This is a genomic window from Micromonospora sp. NPDC048830 (assembly GCF_043198215.1).
GTDB lineage: Bacteria > Actinomycetota > Actinomycetes > Mycobacteriales > Micromonosporaceae > Micromonospora.
This window is the reverse complement of record NZ_JBICUP010000022.1, coordinates 20,885-37,149: the sequence shown is the minus strand read 5'-3', so window position 1 is coordinate 37,149 and position 16,265 is coordinate 20,885. Positions and strand designations below refer to the sequence as shown.

The 16,265-nt window shown below is 74.1% G+C and carries 17 protein-coding genes and 1 pseudogene; 15 read left to right on the top strand and 3 right to left on the bottom strand.

Features of this window, described 5'->3' with window-relative positions:
• Position 1: 1 nt before the first annotated feature.
• Positions 2-502, top strand: a complete 501-nt coding sequence (ribH, locus tag ACGFIZ_RS19590) for a 6,7-dimethyl-8-ribityllumazine synthase (RefSeq protein ID WP_393421097.1) — start codon at positions 2-4, stop codon at positions 500-502.
• 145 nt (positions 503-647) lie between these two features.
• Here ribH and ACGFIZ_RS19585 read toward each other — a convergent pair whose 3' ends face one another.
• Genes ACGFIZ_RS19585 through ACGFIZ_RS19575 form a run of 3 tightly spaced genes read right to left on the bottom strand, consistent with a single transcriptional unit; the run spans position 648 to position 3,102 of the window.
• Positions 648-1,391: an amino acid ABC transporter ATP-binding protein gene (locus ACGFIZ_RS19585; RefSeq protein ID WP_393421095.1), complete on the bottom strand. Its 744-nt coding sequence runs from the start codon at positions 1,389-1,391 to the stop codon at positions 648-650.
• Positions 1,388-2,236, bottom strand: coding sequence for an amino acid ABC transporter permease (locus ACGFIZ_RS19580; protein WP_393421093.1), 849 nt, complete (start codon positions 2,234-2,236; stop codon positions 1,388-1,390). Before ACGFIZ_RS19580 ends, ACGFIZ_RS19585 begins: the two co-directional genes overlap by 4 nt.
• Positions 2,233-3,102, bottom strand: coding sequence for a transporter substrate-binding domain-containing protein (locus ACGFIZ_RS19575; protein WP_393421091.1), 870 nt, complete (start codon positions 3,100-3,102; stop codon positions 2,233-2,235). The genes ACGFIZ_RS19580 and ACGFIZ_RS19575 overlap by 4 nt, the downstream gene beginning before the upstream one ends.
• 90 nt (positions 3,103-3,192) lie before the next feature.
• Between ACGFIZ_RS19575 and ACGFIZ_RS19570 the strand changes: the two genes are divergently transcribed.
• The 14 genes and pseudogenes from ACGFIZ_RS19570 to argJ all read left to right on the top strand — a co-directional run bounded on the left by ACGFIZ_RS19570 (position 3,193) and on the right by argJ (position 16,243).
• On the top strand, positions 3,193-3,519 hold the full coding sequence (locus tag ACGFIZ_RS19570) for a phosphoribosyl-ATP diphosphatase (RefSeq protein ID WP_393421089.1): 327 nt from the start codon (positions 3,193-3,195) through the stop codon (positions 3,517-3,519).
• A gap of 44 nt (positions 3,520-3,563) precedes the next feature.
• Positions 3,564-4,409: an ATP phosphoribosyltransferase gene (gene hisG / locus ACGFIZ_RS19565; protein ID WP_393421087.1), complete on the top strand. Its 846-nt coding sequence runs from the start codon at positions 3,564-3,566 to the stop codon at positions 4,407-4,409.
• Positions 4,410-4,516: 107 nt separating this feature from the next.
• Positions 4,517-4,837 (top strand): annotated as a pseudogene (locus ACGFIZ_RS19560) (DMT family transporter); the annotation flags it as partial.
• A complete protein-coding gene (locus tag ACGFIZ_RS19555) occupies positions 4,811-5,542 on the top strand; it encodes a DMT family transporter (protein WP_393421229.1) in 732 nt (243 codons plus the stop codon). The pseudogene ACGFIZ_RS19560 and the gene ACGFIZ_RS19555, both read left to right, overlap by 27 nt.
• Positions 5,543-5,660: 118 nt before the next feature.
• Positions 5,661-6,134 carry a PH domain-containing protein gene (locus ACGFIZ_RS19550; protein WP_393421085.1) on the top strand — a complete coding sequence of 158 codons (474 nt, stop codon included), beginning with the start codon at positions 5,661-5,663 and terminating at the stop codon, positions 6,132-6,134.
• Positions 6,135-6,498: 364 nt separating this feature from the next.
• Positions 6,499-7,104 carry a translation initiation factor IF-3 gene (gene infC, locus ACGFIZ_RS19545; protein ID WP_347670120.1) on the top strand — a complete coding sequence of 202 codons (606 nt, stop codon included), beginning with the start codon at positions 6,499-6,501 and terminating at the stop codon, positions 7,102-7,104.
• 19 nt (positions 7,105-7,123) lie between these two features.
• Positions 7,124-7,318: a 50S ribosomal protein L35 gene (rpmI, locus tag ACGFIZ_RS19540; RefSeq protein ID WP_393421083.1), complete on the top strand. Its 195-nt coding sequence runs from the start codon at positions 7,124-7,126 to the stop codon at positions 7,316-7,318.
• A gap of 32 nt (positions 7,319-7,350) precedes the next feature.
• Positions 7,351-7,743, top strand: a complete 393-nt coding sequence (gene rplT, locus ACGFIZ_RS19535; RefSeq protein WP_347670118.1) for a 50S ribosomal protein L20 — start codon at positions 7,351-7,353, stop codon at positions 7,741-7,743.
• A gap of 83 nt (positions 7,744-7,826) precedes the next feature.
• Positions 7,827-8,624 carry a TrmH family RNA methyltransferase gene (locus tag ACGFIZ_RS19530; protein WP_393421081.1) on the top strand — a complete coding sequence of 266 codons (798 nt, stop codon included), beginning with the start codon at positions 7,827-7,829 and terminating at the stop codon, positions 8,622-8,624.
• A 249-nt stretch (positions 8,625-8,873) separates the two neighbouring features.
• Positions 8,874-9,953, top strand: coding sequence for a phenylalanine--tRNA ligase subunit alpha (gene pheS, locus ACGFIZ_RS19525; protein WP_347670153.1), 1,080 nt, complete (start codon positions 8,874-8,876; stop codon positions 9,951-9,953).
• Between the two features lie 38 nt (positions 9,954-9,991).
• Positions 9,992-12,541 carry a phenylalanine--tRNA ligase subunit beta gene (gene pheT / locus ACGFIZ_RS19520; protein WP_393421079.1) on the top strand — a complete coding sequence of 850 codons (2,550 nt, stop codon included), beginning with the start codon at positions 9,992-9,994 and terminating at the stop codon, positions 12,539-12,541.
• 231 nt (positions 12,542-12,772) lie between these two features.
• Positions 12,773-13,945 (top strand): low temperature requirement protein A, encoded by a 1,173-nt coding sequence (locus tag ACGFIZ_RS19515; protein WP_393421077.1) that lies wholly within the window; start codon positions 12,773-12,775, stop codon positions 13,943-13,945.
• Between the two features lie 127 nt (positions 13,946-14,072).
• Complete coding sequence (gene argC, locus ACGFIZ_RS19510) at positions 14,073-15,074, top strand: N-acetyl-gamma-glutamyl-phosphate reductase (RefSeq protein WP_393421075.1); 1,002 nt, start codon at positions 14,073-14,075, stop codon at positions 15,072-15,074.
• Positions 15,071-16,243, top strand: a complete 1,173-nt coding sequence (gene argJ, locus ACGFIZ_RS19505; RefSeq protein WP_393421073.1) for a bifunctional glutamate N-acetyltransferase/amino-acid acetyltransferase ArgJ — start codon at positions 15,071-15,073, stop codon at positions 16,241-16,243. The genes argC and argJ overlap by 4 nt, the downstream gene beginning before the upstream one ends.
• Positions 16,244-16,265: the final 22 nt, after the last annotated feature.

Genomic DNA, 16,265 nt, shown 5'->3' with positions numbered 1-16,265 from the left:
CATGGCGGGATTCGGCGAGCCCGGGGTCGAGGCGGTCGACGCCGCCGGGATGACCGTCGGGGTGGTCGCGGCGCGCTGGCACGGCGAGCTGACCGACCACATGGTCGACCGGGCGGTCGCCGCCGCCCAGGCGTGCGGCGCGCGGGCGGTGGTGGCCCGGGTGGCCGGGTCGGTGGAACTGCCCGTGGTGGCGCAGGCGATGGCCCGCCGGTTCGACGTGGTGGTCGCCCTCGGCGTGGTCGTCCGCGGGGCGACCGCCCACTTCGACTACGTCTGCCGCTCGGTCACCGACGGGCTGACCCGGGTGGCGCTGGACGAGGGCAAGCCGGTCGCCCACGGCGTGCTCACCGTGGACACCATCGAGCAGGCCAAGGACCGGGCCGGGCTGCCCGGCTCCGCCGAGGACAAGGGCTGGGCGGCGACGGTGGCGGCGCTGGACGCCGCGCTGGCGATCCGCGGCCTGTCCGCCACGCCCGGGCAGCGGGTCGGCTTCGCCGGCTGACCTTCGCCCACCGGCCCGGGCGGGCGCGGGCCGGCGGGCGGGCGCGATGTCGCCGACATGGCGCTATCCGGGCCGGCGCGATGCCGCCATGTCGCCGACATGGCGGCGCGCGGCCCGGCGCGCGGCCCGGCGCGCGGGCCGGCCGTCAGAGTCGGCCGGCCTCGATGATCCGGCGCAGGAACTGCCGGGTCCGGGGCTGGGTCGGCTCGCCGAGCACCTGCTCCGGCGGCCCGGACTCGACCACCCGCCCGCCGTCGAGGAAGCACACCTGGTCGGCGACCTCCCGGGCGAAGCCCATCTCGTGGGTGGCCAGCACCATCGTCATCCCGTCGGCCTTCAGGTCGCGGATCATCGCCAGCACCTCGCCCACCAGCTCCGGGTCGAGCGCGGAGGTGACCTCGTCGAGCAGGATCAGGCGGGGGGAGTTGGCCAGCGCCCGGACGATCGCCACCCGCTGCTGCTGCCCGCCGGAGAGCCGGTCCGGGTACGCGTCCGCCTTCCCGCCCAGCCCCACCCGGTCGAGCAGCTCCCGGGCCTGCGCCTCGGCCTCCGCCCGGGCCCGCCGGTCCACCCGGCGCGGGGCGAGCGTGATGTTCTCCAGCACGCTCAGGTGCGGGAAGAGGTTGTACGACTGGAAGACCATCCCGATCCGCCGGCGTACCCGGTCCGGGTCGACGCGCGGGTCGGAGATGTCCTCCCCGTCCAGCTCGATGGTGCCGTCGTCCAACTCCTCCAGCAGGTTGACGCAGCGCAGCAACGTCGACTTGCCCGATCCGGACGCCCCGATCAGCGCCACCACCTGGTGCTCGGCGACGGTCAGGTCCAGGCCGTCGAGCACCACGTGGCCGCCGAACTCCTTACGCAGCCCGCGGCACCGCAGCAGCGTCATCGCGTACCTCCCTGACGCCGGGCCGAGCGCAGCGTCACCCAGTCGGTGACGGCGATCAGCGGGATCGCGAGCAGCACGAACAGCGCCCCGGCCAGGATGTAGGGCGTGTAGTTGAACGTCTCGGCGGTGGCGATCTGCGCGGCGCGTACGGCGTCGATCGGGCCGGCCAGGGAGACCAGCCCGACGTCCTTCTGCAGCGCGACCACGTCGTTGAGCAGGGGCGGGGCCACCCGCCGGACGGCCTGCGGCAGCACCACGTGCCGCATCGTCTGCCGGTACGTCAGCCCGAGCGAGCGGGCCGCCGCGAGCTGGCTGGGGTGCACCGACTCGATGCCGGCCCGGAACACCTCGGCCAGGTAGCCGCCGTAGGTGAGCACCAGGGCGAGCCCGCCGAGCACCAGCACCGACGGCATGCCCTGCAGCCGCAGCCCCGGGACCCCGAGCGTCAGCACGTACAGCACGATGATCAACGGCAGGCCGCGGAAGGTGTACGTGTACCCGGCCGCGAGGGCCCGGACCGGGAAGAACACCGGCCCGCGCAGCGTACGCAGGACCGCGACCAGCAGCCCGAGCAGCAGCGCCCCGGCCGCGCAGGCGACCAGCAGCCGGAGGTTGAGCCAGAGCCCGGACAGCACCGCCGGCAGCGCGTCCCGGGCGATCGCCGGGTCCAGGAACGACTCGCGGACCCGATCCCAGCCGGGCGCGCCGGTCACCGCGACGACCAGCAGCGTGCCGAGCGCCGCCGTGGACGCGGCGGCGACCAGCACGCTGGAGACCGTCTGCCGGCGGCGGTACGCGGCCCGCCGCTGCTGTGCCTCGGAGGGGATGTGCGGGGCGAGGGTCACGTGAGTTCGGTCGCCCCCGCCGCCTGGGCGAGCCACTTCTGCTCCAGTTGCTTGAGCGTGCCCGCGGCGGTGAGCTTGCCGACGGCGTCGCTCACGCACGCGGTCAGCGGCGAGCCCTTGTCCAGCAGCAGCCCGAACTCCTCCGGCGTGCCGACCTGCGGCACCTGACCGACGATCGTCGCGTCGGTCAGCTCCGCGCCGGTGATGTAGAAGGCGGTCGGCAGGTCGACCACGAGACCGTCGAGCTGCCCGTTCTGGAGGGCCTTCTTGGCGTCGTCGTTGCTGTTGTAGACCTGCGGCTGCACCGTCGGCTTGATCACCTCGGTGATCGCCTGGTAGCTGGTGGTGCCCACCTGCGCGCCGAGCTTCGCGCCGCGCAGGTCCGCCAGCGACGTCTTCCCGGCGATCTTGGACGACTTCAGCGCGATGACCGTCTGCCGCACCTGGTAGTACGGCGCGGAGAAGTCGACCGCCCGCTTACGCTCCTCGGTGACGGAGAACTGGTTGATGTCGAAGTCGAAGTCCTTCGGGCCGGGGGCGATGGCGGCGTCGAACTTCACCCGGGTCCAGGTGACGTCGCCGCGGACGTACCCGAGCTGCTCGGCCACCGCGTACGCCACGGCGGCCTCGAAGCCCTCCCCGTTGTCCGGCTTGTTGTCCGTGAACCACGGCTCGTACGCCGGCTCGTCGGTGGCGATGGTGAGCTTGCCGGGGGTCCGGGTGCGCAGGCTGTCCTTCGTGCAGGACGCCGCGGCGGTGGTGGCGGTCGTGGCGGGGGAGTTGTCGTCCTGCGGCGCGCAGGCGGCGACCGCGACGAGGACGGCGCCGGCCGCGCCGAGCGCGAGGGTACGGGAGGTGCTGACCATGGCGGACAGCGTAGGACCACGGCGGTCGCGGCAGGGGGCCGTCCCACCACGCTGATAGGAATTGCGGCACACCCACCGCCGCGCGTCCCGATGGTCGGACCCACCGGACCCGCTGCCCAGCCCGGGGGCGACGAGCTGGAAGAATCGCCTTCCGTGAAGACGTTCGAGGAGTTGTTCGCCGAGCTGCGGGACAAGGCCGCGGCCGGCACCCCGGGCTCCGGCACGGTCGCCGCGCTGGAGAAGGGTGTGCACTTCATCGGCAAGAAGGTCGTCGAGGAGGCGGCCGAGTCGTGGATGGCGGCCGAGCACGAGGGCCCGGAGCGGGCGGCCGAGGAGATCTCCCAGCTGCTCTACCAGACGCAGGTGCTGATGCTGGCCACCGGCCTGGAGCTCAGGGACGTCTACCGACATCTGTGAGTGCCCCACCCGCTGATCAGACCCGATCGAAGGAGCACTCCACCATGCTGCGTGTCGCCATTCCCAACAAGGGCACCCTGGCCGGGCCGGCCACCGAGATGCTGCGCGAGGCCGGGTACCGGCAGCGCCGCGACCCCAAGGACCTCGTCTGCGCCGACGAGGCCAACGACATCGAATTCTTCTACCTGCGTCCCCGGGACATCGCCACCTACGTCGGCTCCGGGGACCTGGACCTCGGCATCACCGGCCGGGACCTGCTGGTCGACTCCGGCGCCCCGGCCGAGGAGGTGGTCGACCTCGCCTTCGGCGGGGCCACCTTCCGCTTCGCCGCCCGCCCGGGCACCCTCACCTCGCCAAAGGAACTGGGCGGCCACCGGATCGCCACCGCGTACCCGGGGGTGGTCCGCCGCTACCTGGACGAGCACGAGCTGACCGCCGACGTGATCCGGCTCGACGGCGCGGTGGAGAACGCCGTCCGCCTCGGTGTCGCCGACGTGGTGGCCGACGTGGTCTCCACCGGGGCCACCCTGCGCCAGGCCGGCCTGGAGATCATCGGCGATCCGCTGCTGGTCTCCTCGGCGGTGCTGGTCCGCCGGGCCGAGGCCCCCGGGCACCCCCAGGCCGCGCAGTTGCTGCGCCGGCTGCACGGGGTGCTGGTCGCCCGGCGCTACGTCATGCTCGCCTACGACGTTCCCGCCGGGCTGCTCGACCGGGCCAGCTCGCTGACCCCCGGCATCGAGTCGCCCACCGTGTCCCCGCTGCACCGCGAGGGCTGGGTGGCGGTGCAGGCGATGGTGCAGCGCGACGACGTGCACCGGATCATGGACGAGCTCTACGAGCTGGGCGCCCGGGCCATCCTGGTCACCAACATCCACGCGTGCCGGCTGTGAGGCCGCTGCCCCCGGCGGCCGCGCTGACGATGGTCGTCCTCGGCGGCGGGGCGGGTGCCGTGCAGGGCGCGGTCAACGCGGAGCTGGGGTAGCGGGTCGGCGAGCCGGTCCTCGGGGCGCTGGTCAACAACCTCGGCGGCTGCCTGCTGGTGCTCGGCCTGCTGGCGCTGCCGTCCACCCGGGCCGGGTTCGCCGCGCTGCGGCGGGCCCGGCTGCCCTGGTGGGCGTACCTCGGCGGGCTGGGCGGGGCGGGGATCGTGACGGTGGCCACGTACGTCGTCCCGGTGCTCGGGGTGGCGGTCTTCACCATCGCCCAGGTGGCCGGCGGCAGCCTCGGCGGGCTCGGGGTGGACCGGGCCGGGCTCGCCCCGGTCGGCCGGCTGCGGCTGACCCTGCCCCGGGTGCTCGGCGCGCTGCTCGGCGTCGCGGCCGTGGCCCTGGCCCAGCTCGGCCGGCCGGTCGGCGGGCTCGCCGTCGGGGCGCTCCTGCTCGCCGTCGCCGGCGGGCTGGCCGTCGCGCTGCAGTCCGCGCTCAACGGCCGGGTCGCCCAGGCCGGCGGTAGCACCGCCGGCATCGCCGTGAACTTCGCCGTCGGCACCCCGGCGATCGTGGCGGTGGCCGCGCTCGCCGGATCGTTCACCGGGCCCGCGCCAAGCTGGCCGGGCGACTGGTACCTCTACGCGGGCGGCGCGCTCGGGGTCGCGATCGTCCTAGCCCTGATGGTCGGCGTACGCGCGGTGGGGGTGCTGCGCACCGGGCTGGCCCTGGTCGCCGGCCAGCTCGGCGGCGCGCTGCTGCTGGACGTCGCGCTGCCGGGCGGGGCCGGCCTGCGGCTGCCCGTGCTGGCCGGCGCCGCCCTCACCCTGGTCGCCGTGCTGGTCGCGGGCCGCGGCACCCGCCGGCCGGCCGCACCGCCCCCGCCCGGCGCACCGCCCCCGCCGGCCGCACCGCCCCCGCCCGGCGCGCCCTCGTCGACCGCGCCGGCCCGTGGCCGCCCGGTCGACGCCCGGTCGACACGATGTCGGCGCGGGTGGTTGCCGCGATGTCGGCGACATGGGGTGGTCCGGCGCGGGCGGTTGCCGCGATGTCGGCGACTCGGGGTGGTCCGGCGCGGGTCGACGCCATGTCGCTGACCCGGGGCGGTCCGGCGTGGGTGCTTGCCGCCATGTCGGCGACATGGCGGCGCTCTCGCCCCGGACGGACTCGTGTGCCGGCCGGCAGGTCGCCCGGGACGGATGGCAGACTGGTGGGGTGAGCGACACCGAACTGGTCACCCTGCGGCCGCGCCGGATCCGGCTGGTCTGCTGGGCGTCGGCCGCCGCCCTGGTCGTCGTGTTCGGCCTGGTGGCCACCTCGCTGACCGGTCCCACCGGTGACGGCTACGGCACGTTCCAGCGCGGCGACCAGCTCGCCATGGTCGGCCTGGGCGTCTTCGGCGCGCTGGGCTTCCTGCTGTTCACCCGGCCCCGCGTCGAGGCGGACGCCCGGGGGGTGCGGGTGCGCAACGTGATCGGCTCGTACGAGCTGCCCTGGGAGGTCGTCCGGGGGGTGCGCTTCGACCGGGGCGCGCCCTGGGCCAGCCTGGAGCTGCACGACGACGACCTGCTGCCGATGGTCGCCCTCCAGGCCGCCGACAAGGAGCTGGCGGTCGAGGGCGTACGCGCGCTGCGCCGGCTGCACCAGGCGCACCTCGCGGCGCTCGTCGAGGGCACCGCGGGCCGCTGACCCGCCGCCTACCCGGGTTGGGGCCCGGGCAGCCGAGGGTGTAGTGTTGCTGAGTCGACCAGACTGCCCGCGTCGTGTACGTGTGGGTGGTCCTGAAGCGGAGCACCCGCTCCCACCCGAGTCGCCCCAGTCGGCGGCCGGGTCCGGTCACCGGTTCCGGGTACGCCCCGGCTCCGGATGCGCGATCATGTGATCGTGCCGACCGGTCGAGCGGGCCCTGGCATGCGCCAGGGCCTTCTGCTTTCCAGGTCGGCTCCCATCACGGGAGCCGAAGGGTCGGCACCGTGACAGAGCACGGGAGCCGCGGAGTCGGCCACCGTGACAGAACTCGACTCGAGGAGGCCCCATCAGCGTCGAACCACGCGTGAACGAGCAGATCCGGGCACGTGAGGTCCGACTGGTCGGCCCTGAGGGTGAGCAGGTGGGCATCGTCCCGCTGGAGCGCGCCCTTCAGCTGGCCGCGGACGTCGACCTGGACCTGGTCGAGGTTGCGCCGATGGCGCGCCCGCCGGTGTGCAAGCTCATGGACTTCGGCAAGTTCAAGTACGAGAGCGCACTGAAGGCGCGCGAAGCGCGGCGTAACCAGCAGCAGACCGTCATCAAGGAGATGAAGCTCCGGCCGAAGATCGACCCGCACGACTACGAGACCAAGAAGGGTCACGTGGTGCGGTTCCTCAAGGCCGGCGACAAGGTCAAGGTGACGATCATGTTCCGCGGTCGGGAGCAGAGCCGCCCGGAGCTGGGATACCGGCTCCTGCGCCGGCTCGAGTCCGAGATCTCGGAGCTGGGGTACGTCGAGGCCGCTCCGAAGCAGGACGGTCGAAACATGATCATGGTGCTCGCGCCGCACCGCGCCACGAAGGCGGCCGCCACGGCGGCCCGCGGTGGCGCGCCGCGCGAGCGGGAGACTGGCGCCGCCGAGGCGTCGCCGGCCGAGGCGGCCGGACCCGCCGGGACCACCGGCGAGTAACAGGGGAGAAGACGTACCAATGCCGAAGATGAAGAGCCACACGGGGATGGGCAAGCGGGTTCGCCTGACCGGCAAGGGCAAGGTCGTTGCCGAGCAGGCCGGCAAGCGGCACCTGCTGGAGAAGAAGTCCTCCACCCGGACCCGCCGGCTGACCGGCACGGTCGAGCTGGCCAAGGCTGACGTCAAGCGAGTCAAGAAGCTGCTCGGCCGCTGACGCGCGCCACCTGAACCGAAGAAGGAGTTGAGATGGCACGCGTCAAGCGGGCTGTGAACGCCCAGAAGAAGCGCCGTACTCTGCTGGAGACCGCGAGCGGCTACCGCGGTCAGCGCTCCCGCCTCTACCGCAAGGCCAAGGAGCAGGTGCTGCACTCGATGCAGTACGCCTACCGGGACCGGCGCGACCGCAAGGGCGACTTCCGGCAGCTGTGGATCACCCGGATCAACGCGGCCGCCCGCGCGAACGGGATGACCTACAACCGGCTGATCCAGGGCCTGAAGCTGGCCGGCGTCGAGGTCGACCGCAAGATCCTGGCCGACCTGGCTGTCAACGATGCCACGGCGTTCGCCGGGATCGTCGAGGTGGCCCGCGCCGCCGTGGCGGCCGAGGGCACCGGTGGCGCCGCGGCCCAGGCCGCCTGATCCGCCGTACCTGAGTCGAGGCGTCCCCCGTGTCTGCAGCGACGCGCGGGGGACGCCTCGGCCGTCTCCCGGGACCGGACACCATGCTCTTCACCCCGCGTACCCCCAGGGTGGCCGCCGCCCGCCGGTTGCACCGCCGCCGCGACCGCGACTCCACCGGCCGGTTCCTCGCCGAGGGGCCGCAGGCCGTGCGCGAGGCCCTGGCCCGCCCGGACACCGTCGTCGAGCTGTTCGGCACCCCCGCCGCCCTCGACCGGTACGCCGAACTGGCCGCCGGCGCCGCCCGCGCCGACGTGCCGGTCTCCCCGGTCACCGACGACGCCCTCGCCGCACTCGCCGAGACGGTTGCCCCACAGGGCCTCGTCGCCGTGTGCCGGCACCTGGACGTACCGCTGGAGCGGGCCCTCACCCGTGACCCCCGGCTGGTGGCGGTGCTCGCCGAGATCCGTGATCCGGGCAACGCCGGCACCGTCCTGCGCACCGCCGACGCCGCCGGGGCCCAGGCGGTGGTCTTCGCGGGCGACGCCGTCGACCCGTACAACGGCAAGTGCGTGCGGGCCTCCGCCGGCAGCCTCTTCCACCTCGACGTGGTCCGGGCCGCCGACCCGGTCGCGGTGGTCGCCGCCCTGCGGGCCGCGGGGCTCACCGTCCTGGCCACCACCGGGTACGGCGACAGCGACCTCGACGACCTCGCCGACGCGGGGGCCCTCGCCACCCCGACGGCGTGGCTGTTCGGCTCGGAGGCGCACGGTCTGCCGGCGGAGCTGACCGCCGCCGCCGACGCCCGGGTCCGGGTGCCGCTGCACGGGCGCGCCGAGAGCCTCAACCTGGCTGCGGCGGCGGCCGTCTGCCTGTACGCTTCAGCGAGAGCACTGCGCTGACGCCCCCACACGGCGAGTCGAGGTCTGCGGTTCCGGGCGTGCGCGGTCATCACAGCAGGGGAGTGTCGTCCACATGGTGAACGCGCCACAGCGTTCGTTTAGCCAGCCCGCCGGTGTCGGCGGGCGGCAGGCCTGACCCTTCCTCCTGCGCGATCTCCCACCGGCGGGCTGCGGCACAGCCGCGCGTCCGTAGACTCGCTTCGCCGCCCGTGACGGGCTGGCGCCGCCGTGAGGGAGTACCCGTACGCCATGACCTACCGCAACGATCCGTACGACCCGAAGCAGGTTGCCCTGCTCGACCCGGACGCCCTGGCCGAGGCCGTCGCCGCCGCCGAGAAGGCGTTCGCCGCCGCCGCGGACCCGGACGCGCTGGCCGCGCTGCGCCCCGCGCACCTCGGCGACCGGTCGCCGGTCTCGCTGGCCCGCCGGGAGATCGGCGCGCTGCCGCCGGCCGCGAAGGCCGACGCCGGCAAGCGGGTCAACGAGGCCCGCCGGGCGATCGAGGCCGGCTACGCCGCCCGTGCCGAGGTGCTCGAGCGCGAGCAGGCCGCCCGGGTGCTGGTCGAGGAGCGGGTGGACGTCACCCTGCCGTACGACCGCCGTCCGCGCGGCGCCCGGCACCCGCTGAGCGTGCTGATGGAGCAGATCAGCGACCTGTTCGTCGGGATGGGCTACGAGGTGGCCGAGGGGCCCGAGGCCGAGCTGGAGTGGACCAACTTCGACGCCCTCAACATCCCCGCCGACCACCCGGCCCGCGGCCTGATGGACACCTTCCACATCGCCGCGCCCTCCGGCGCCGAGAGCTCCGGCCTGGTGCTGCGCACCCACACCTCCCCGGTGCAGGCGCGCACCATGCTGACCCGCAAGCCGCCGATCTACGTGGTCGTGCCCGGCCGGGTCTACCGCACCGACGAGCTGGACGCCACCCACGCGCCGGTCTTCCACCAGGTCGAGGGCCTGGTGGTGGACAAGGGCATCACCATGGCCCACCTGCGCGGCACCCTGGACCACTTCGCCCGCGCCATGTTCGGCGAGAAGGCGAAGACCCGCTGGCGGCCGCACTACTTCCCGTTCACCGAGCCGTCGGCGGAGTTCGACGTGTGGTTCCCGGAGCACCGCGACGGGCCGCAGTGGGTCGAGTGGGGCGGCTGCGGCATGGTCAACCCCCGGGTGCTGCGCGCCTGCGGGATCGACCCGGAGGTCTACTCCGGTTTCGCGTTCGGCATGGGCATCGACCGGACGGTGATGGTCCGGCACGGGGTGAGCGACATGCGGGACATGGCCGAGGGGGATCTGCGGTTCACCTGCGCGTTCGGGACCGGGTCCTAGGCGCCCGCCACAAGCTACGGAGACGGTGGTCAATAGTCATGCGAGTTTCTGTCAGTTGGCAGCGGGAGTACGTCGACCTTCCCGCCGACCTGCCCGCCGAGGACCTGGAGCAGGCGCTGGTCGACCTCGGCATCGAGGTCGAGTCCGTGGTGGACCTGCGGACGACGGTCAGCGGCGCCCTGGTCGTCGGCGAGGTCCTGGAGATCGAGGAGCTGACCGGTTTCAAGAAGCCGATCCGGTTCTGCCGGGTCGACGTGGGCGCCGCCAACGGCACCGGCGAGCCCCAGGAGATCGTCTGCGGGGCGCGCAACTTCGCCCCCGGCGACCGGGTCGTGGTGATCCTCCCCGGCGGGGTGCTGCCGGGCGGCTTCGCCATCGGCGCGCGCAAGACGTACGGACGCAACTCCAACGGCATGATCTGCTCCGCGAAGGAGCTGGGGCTGGGCGACGACCACTCGGGCATCATCGTGTTGCCCGAGGACACGAAGGCGCTGCCCGGCGACGACGCCCGGCCGGTGGTCGGCCTCGACGACGTGGTCGTCGAGCTGGAGATCACCCCCGACCGGGGGTACGCGCTCAGCGTCCGGGGCATCGCCCGCGAGCTGGCCCACGCCCTCGGCGTGCCGTTCCGCGACCCGGGCCTGGTGCCCGTCCCCGGCGGGACGGCGGAGCCGGCGTACCCGGTCGAGGTGCGTGACACGGTCGGCTGCGACCGGTTCACCGCCCGGATGGTGCGCGGGATCGACCCGACGGCCGCCACTCCCGGCTGGATGCAGCAGCGGCTCACCGCGGCCGGCATCCGCAGCATCTCGCTGCCGGTCGACATCACCAACTACGTGATGCTCGAACTGGGCCAGCCGATGCACGCCTTCGACGCCGACCGGATCAGCGGGCCGCTGGTGGTGCGCCGGGCCGAGCCGGGGGAGAAGGTGACCACCCTGGACGGGACGGTGCGCACCCTCACCACCGAGGACATGATCATCTGCGACGACACCGGCCCCATCTCCCTCGCGGCCGTGATGGGCGGCGAGACCAGCGAGGTCGTCGCCTCGACCACCAACGTGCTGTTCGAGGCGGCCCACTGGGACCCGGTGATGGTCGGGCGCACCGCCCGCCGGCACAGGCTGTTCAGCGAGGCGGCCAAGCGCTGGGAGCGCGGTGTCGACCCGGCCATGTCGCTGGTCGCCATCGAGCGGGCCGTGCGGCTGCTCACGGAGCACGCCGGCGGCACGGTCGGCGACGAGGTCCTCGACATCGACCACGTCCGGCCGCGTACCCCGGTCACCATCCCGGCGGACCTGCCGACCCGGCGGGTGGGCGTGCCGTACTCGCCGGAGCGGGTGGTGTCCCTGCTGGAGCAGGTCGGCTGCACGGTCACCCGGGGCGCCGACCGGATGGGCGAGGACCCGGGCTCGGCCGGGGTCCCGGCCGGCGGCGGCGCCGAGGTGCTCACCGTCGTGCCGCCGAGCTGGCGCCCGGACCTCACCGACCCGGCCGACCTGGTCGAGGAGGTGGTCCGCCTCGACGGGTACGACCGGGTGCCGTCGGTGCTGCCGACCGCGCCGCCCGGCCGGGGGCTGACCTGGCAGCAGCGGCGCCGCCGGGCCGTGGCCCGGTCGCTCGCCGAGCGCGGGTACGTCGAGGTGCTGGCCCACCCGTTCGTGTCCCGCGAGCTGCCCGACCTGCTCGGCCTGCCGGCCGGCGACCCGCGCCGCGCCGCGGTGCGAGTCGCCAACCCGCTGTCGGAGGAGGAGCCGTTGCTGCGCACCATGCTGCTCGGCCCGCTGCTCGGCATCCTCAAGCGCAACCTCGGCCGGGGCCTGCGCGACGTGTCCCTGTACGAGATCGGCACGGTGTTCCACCCGCGGCCCGGTGCCGGCGTCCCGCCGGCCATGGGCGTGGACCGGCGGCCGACGGACGCCGAGTTCGCCGTCGCCGACGCGGTCGTGCCGCACCAGCCGCGGCACGTCGCCGCGGTGCTGGCCGGGGACGTCGAGCCCGCCGGCTGGTGGGGCGCCGGCCGGCCGGCGGGCTGGGCGGACGCGATCGAGGCCGGCCGGACGGTGCTCGCCGCCGCCGGTATCCCGGCCGACCAGGTCGAGGTACGGGCCGCCGAGTACGCCCCCTGGCACCCCGGCCGCTGCGCCGAGCTGCTGGTCGACGGGGCCGTGGTCGGTCACGCCGGCGAGCTGCACCCCGCCGTGGTGGCGTCGCTGGAGCTGCCCCGGCGCACCTGCGCCATGGAGCTGGACCTGGACGCGTTGCCGGCCGCGCCGGTCGTCCCGGCCCCGACGGTCTCCACGTTCCCGCCGGCGCTGATCGACGTGGCCCTGGTGGTGGACGAGTCGGTGCCGGCGGCGGAGGTCCAGCGGGCCCTGGTCGCCGGCGCCGGGGAGCTGCTGGAGGCCGTGCGCCTGTTCGACGTGTACGCCTCGGAGCAGCTCGGCGCCGGGCGCAAGTCGCTGGCGTACAAGCTCACCTTCCGCGCCCCCGACCGGACGCTGACGGTCGAGGAGGCGGTGGCTGCCCGTGACGCGGCGGTGGCCCGCGCGGCGGAGCGCTTCGGCGCCACCCTGCGCGGCGCCTGAGATGTGAGCAGGGGCCCCTTGTCGACGCCCTCGGCGTAGGGCAGGGGGCCCCTGTCAACGGTCTCCCCGGATCCGCGGCGCCCGGCGCAGGTGTCGTGCCAGGCCGCCCGAGCGGCCCGCGCCCGTCGAATCTCCCGGCTCCACCTCGCGTTCCGAACGCGGGTGGGATACTGGACCAAACGGGCAAAAGTAGGGCAATCTCACGTGGATGCGCGGGGTAAAGCGGCCGAGTTGCCGGGGAGCCGCGAGCCCCCCAGCCGGGCGGGCTTCGTCGAGCTGCTCTTCGACGTGGTGCTCGTCTTCGCCCTCACCCGCCTCTCCGACCGGCTGGTCGAGCAGCTGAACTGGCACGGCTTCTATTCGGCGCTGGTGCTGACCCTGGCCCTCTGGTGGCTCTGGTACCGCATGGCGTGGACGGCCAACCGGTACGATCCCACCCGCCCGATGGTCCAGGTCATGGTCATCGTGACCATGTTCGGCGCCCTGCTGGCGGCCGCCGCGGTGCCGCGCGCCTTCGAGGAGGGTGGGGGCGTCTTCGCGGGGGTCTACGTCGCCGTCGGAGTGCTCCGGCATCTCTGGCTCGTGCTGTTCGGCGGGAACTCGTACCCGCGCCGGGTCAGCATCCGGATCGTCTTCTGGGCGTTCCTGTCGGCCGTGCCGTGGCTCGCCGGGATCTTCGCCGGCGGAGAGGCGCGACTGGCCTGGTGGACCGTGGCGGTCCTCATCGACTACGCCGGCGGGCTGCTCGACTTCCCGACGCCCTGGCTGGGCCGGGCCGGGCTGCGGGGGCAGCCGATCGCGGAGGGGCACCTGACGGAGCGCTACCGGCAGGTGCTCATCATCGCCTTCGGGGAGAGCATTCTGACCTCGGGCATCCAGTTCAGCCCGTACGGCTTCGAGCGTGAGCGGACGTTCGCCCTGGCGGTGGCGTTCGTGATCACCGTGCTGTTCTGGCAGATCTACTACTACCGGGCGGGCGAGATCCTCCCCACCGCCATCGCGTCGTCCCGGGTGCCGGCCTACGTCGGCGACGTCGCGTCGTACGCGCACCTGGTCATGGTCATCGGCGTCGCGGTCAGCGCGGTGGGGGACAAGCTGATCATTTCGCAGCCCTCCGGCGAGACCGTGACGTCCTGGGGCTTCGTCATCCTCGGCGGGCCGGCGCTGTTCCTGCTCGGCCGGTCGATGCTCGACTACGCGGCGTTCAGCCGGGTCTCCTGGTCGCGGCCGATCGGCCTGCTGGTGCTCGCGGCCCTGGCCCCGGTGACCCTCCTGCTGCCGCCCGTGCTGGTGGCCGCGGGCGCCGCCCTGGTGCTGGCCGGCGTGGCAACCTCGAACGCCATCAGTTGGCGGCTGTACCCGAGGAAGATCGCGCCGCCGCCGGGCGTGCCGCCCGAGGAATGAGGACCCCGAGCTCTGTCCGCCCGGGCTCAGGCAATCCACGGTCGAAGTTCATGCAGCACGCCGTATGAAGTTGCAGCGTCGCTGCTGGCCCTGCTAATCTCTGCCGTATAGTCATGCGGAGGTGGGTATGGGTATCCGAGTTGCGGTCGCCGGGGCGAGCGGCTACGCCGGGGGCGAGCTGCTGCGCCTGATCGCCGGTCACCCCGAGTTCGAGCTGGTCGCCGCCACCGCGCACAGCCAGGCCGGCCAGCCCGTCGCCGCCGTACACCCGCAGCTCGCGGGGCTGGACCTGACGTTCGGCGCGACCGATCCGGCGGCCCTGGCCGACGCGGACCTGGCCTTCCTGGCCCTGCCGCACGGCGAGTCCGCCGCCCTGGCCGCGGCCCTGCCGGAGACGGTCCGGGTCGTCGACCTCGGCGCCGACCACCGGCTGCGCGACGGGGCCGCCTGGGCGCGGTACTACGGCGGCGCCCACGCGGGCGCCTGGACGTACGGGCTGCCCGAGCTGCCGGGCCAGCGCGCGGCGATCTCCGCCGCGACCCGGGTGGCCAACACCGGCTGCTACGCCGTCGCCGTCACGCTCGCCCTCGCGCCGCTGGTCGCGGCCGGCGTGGTCGCGCCCGCCGACGTGGTCGCGGTCGCCGCCTCCGGCACCTCCGGGGCGGGCCGGGCCGCCAAGGCCCACCTGCTCGGCAGCGAGGTGATGGGGGACCTGTCGCCGTACAAGGTCGGCGCCCACCAGCACGTGCCGGAGATCAAGCAGGCCACCGGAGCGGCCAGCCTGTCGCTCACCCCCGTGCTGGCGCCGATGCCGCGCGGCATCCTCGCCACGGTCACCGCCGTGCCGACCGGGGCCGCCGACCCCCGCGCGGTGCTCACCGAGGCGTACGCGGACGCGCCGTTCGTGCACGTGCTGCCCGAGGGGACGTGGCCCCACACGGCCGCCACCCTCGGGTCGAACTCCTGCCACCTGCAGGCGACCGTCGACGTGGACTCCGGGCGGGTGATCGTGGTCAGCGCCATCGACAACCTCGGCAAGGGCGCCGCCGGCCAGGCCGTGCAGAACGCCAACCTCATGCTCGGCCTCCCCGAGACCAGCGGGCTGTCCATCTACGGAGTCGCACCATGACCGTCACCACCCCCCGAGGTTTCCGGGCGGCCGGCGTCGCCGCCGGGCTCAAGGCCAGCGGCGCCGGCGACATCGCCCTCGTGGTCAACGACGGCCCGGACGCCGGGGTCGCCGGCGTCTTCACCGCCAACCGTGTCAAGGCCGCGCCGGTGCTGTGGAGCCGACAGGTGGTCCGCGGCGGCGTGGTCCGGGCCGTGATCCTCAACTCCGGCGGCGCGAACGCCTGCACCGGCCCGGCCGGTTTCCAGGACACCCACGCCACCGCCGAGCACACCGCCACAGTGCTGACCTCGCTGAGCCCCCGGCTGATGCTCGGCGCGGGCGAGGTGGCGGTCTGCTCCACCGGGCTGATCGGCGAGCGGCTGCCGATGCCGAAACTGCTCTCCGGGGTACGGGCGGCCGCGCGCGGCCTGTCCCGCGACGGCGGCGCCGCGGCGGCCGAGGCGATCATGACCACCGACACCCGACCGAAGACCACCGTGGTGGCCGGCGGCGGCTGGACGGTCGGCGGCATGGCCAAGGGCGCGGGGATGCTCGCCCCCGGCCTGGCGACGATGCTCTGCGTGCTGACCACCGACGCGGTGGCCGGGCCGGACGCGCTCGACACCGCGCTGCGCGCCGCCTGCCGGCTCACCTTCGACCGGGTCGACTCCGACGGCTGCATGTCCACCAACGACACGGTGCTGCTGCTGTCCAGCGGGGCGTCCGGCATCGAGCCCACCGAGGCGGAGTTGACCCACGCGGTCACCGCCGCGTGCCACGACCTGGCACAGCAGTTGGTCGCGGACGCCGAGGGGGCCACCAAGCAGATCGCCGTCGAGGTGGTCGGCGCCGCCGACGAGGACGACGCGGTCGAGGTGGGCCGGTCGGTGGCCCGCAACAACCTGGTCAAGACCGCGCTGTTCGGCAACGACCCGAACTGGGGCCGCATCCTCGCCGCCGTGGGCACCACCGCCGCGGCGTTCGAGCCGGACGGCGTGGACGTGGCGGTCAACGGGGTCTGGGTGTGCCGCTCGGGCGCCGCCGCCGAGGACCGCTCCAAGGTCGACCTCACCGGCCGGGACGTCACCATCCGGATCGACCTGCACGCCGGCGACGCGGCGGCGACGATCTGGACGAACGACCTGTCGCACGCGTACGTGCACGAAAACTCGGCGTACTCATCGTGAGCGCGAGGAATGCAGCGGAGCG

Bases quoted from the DNA above. Each gene is read 5' to 3' on its own strand.
- ribH (WP_393421097.1), top strand. From the start codon at position 2: ATGGCGGGATTCGGCGAGCCCGGGGTCGAGGCGGTCGACGCCGCCGGG.
- ACGFIZ_RS19585 (WP_393421095.1), bottom strand. From the start codon at position 1,391: ATGACGCTGCTGCGGTGCCGCGGGCTGCGTAAGGAGTTCGGCGGCCAC.
- ACGFIZ_RS19575 (WP_393421091.1), bottom strand. From the start codon at position 3,102: ATGGTCAGCACCTCCCGTACCCTCGCGCTCGGCGCGGCCGGCGCCGTC.
- ACGFIZ_RS19570 (WP_393421089.1), top strand. From the start codon at position 3,193: ATGGTCGGACCCACCGGACCCGCTGCCCAGCCCGGGGGCGACGAGCTG.
- hisG (WP_393421087.1), top strand. From the start codon at position 3,564: ATGCTGCGTGTCGCCATTCCCAACAAGGGCACCCTGGCCGGGCCGGCC.
- rpmI (WP_393421083.1), top strand. From the start codon at position 7,124: ATGCCGAAGATGAAGAGCCACACGGGGATGGGCAAGCGGGTTCGCCTG.
- rplT (WP_347670118.1), top strand. From the start codon at position 7,351: ATGGCACGCGTCAAGCGGGCTGTGAACGCCCAGAAGAAGCGCCGTACT.
- ACGFIZ_RS19530 (WP_393421081.1), top strand. From the start codon at position 7,827: ATGCTCTTCACCCCGCGTACCCCCAGGGTGGCCGCCGCCCGCCGGTTG.
- pheS (WP_347670153.1), top strand. From the start codon at position 8,874: ATGACCTACCGCAACGATCCGTACGACCCGAAGCAGGTTGCCCTGCTC.
- pheT (WP_393421079.1), top strand. From the start codon at position 9,992: ATGCGAGTTTCTGTCAGTTGGCAGCGGGAGTACGTCGACCTTCCCGCC.
- argC (WP_393421075.1), top strand. From the start codon at position 14,073: ATGGGTATCCGAGTTGCGGTCGCCGGGGCGAGCGGCTACGCCGGGGGC.
- argJ (WP_393421073.1), top strand. From the start codon at position 15,071: ATGACCGTCACCACCCCCCGAGGTTTCCGGGCGGCCGGCGTCGCCGCC.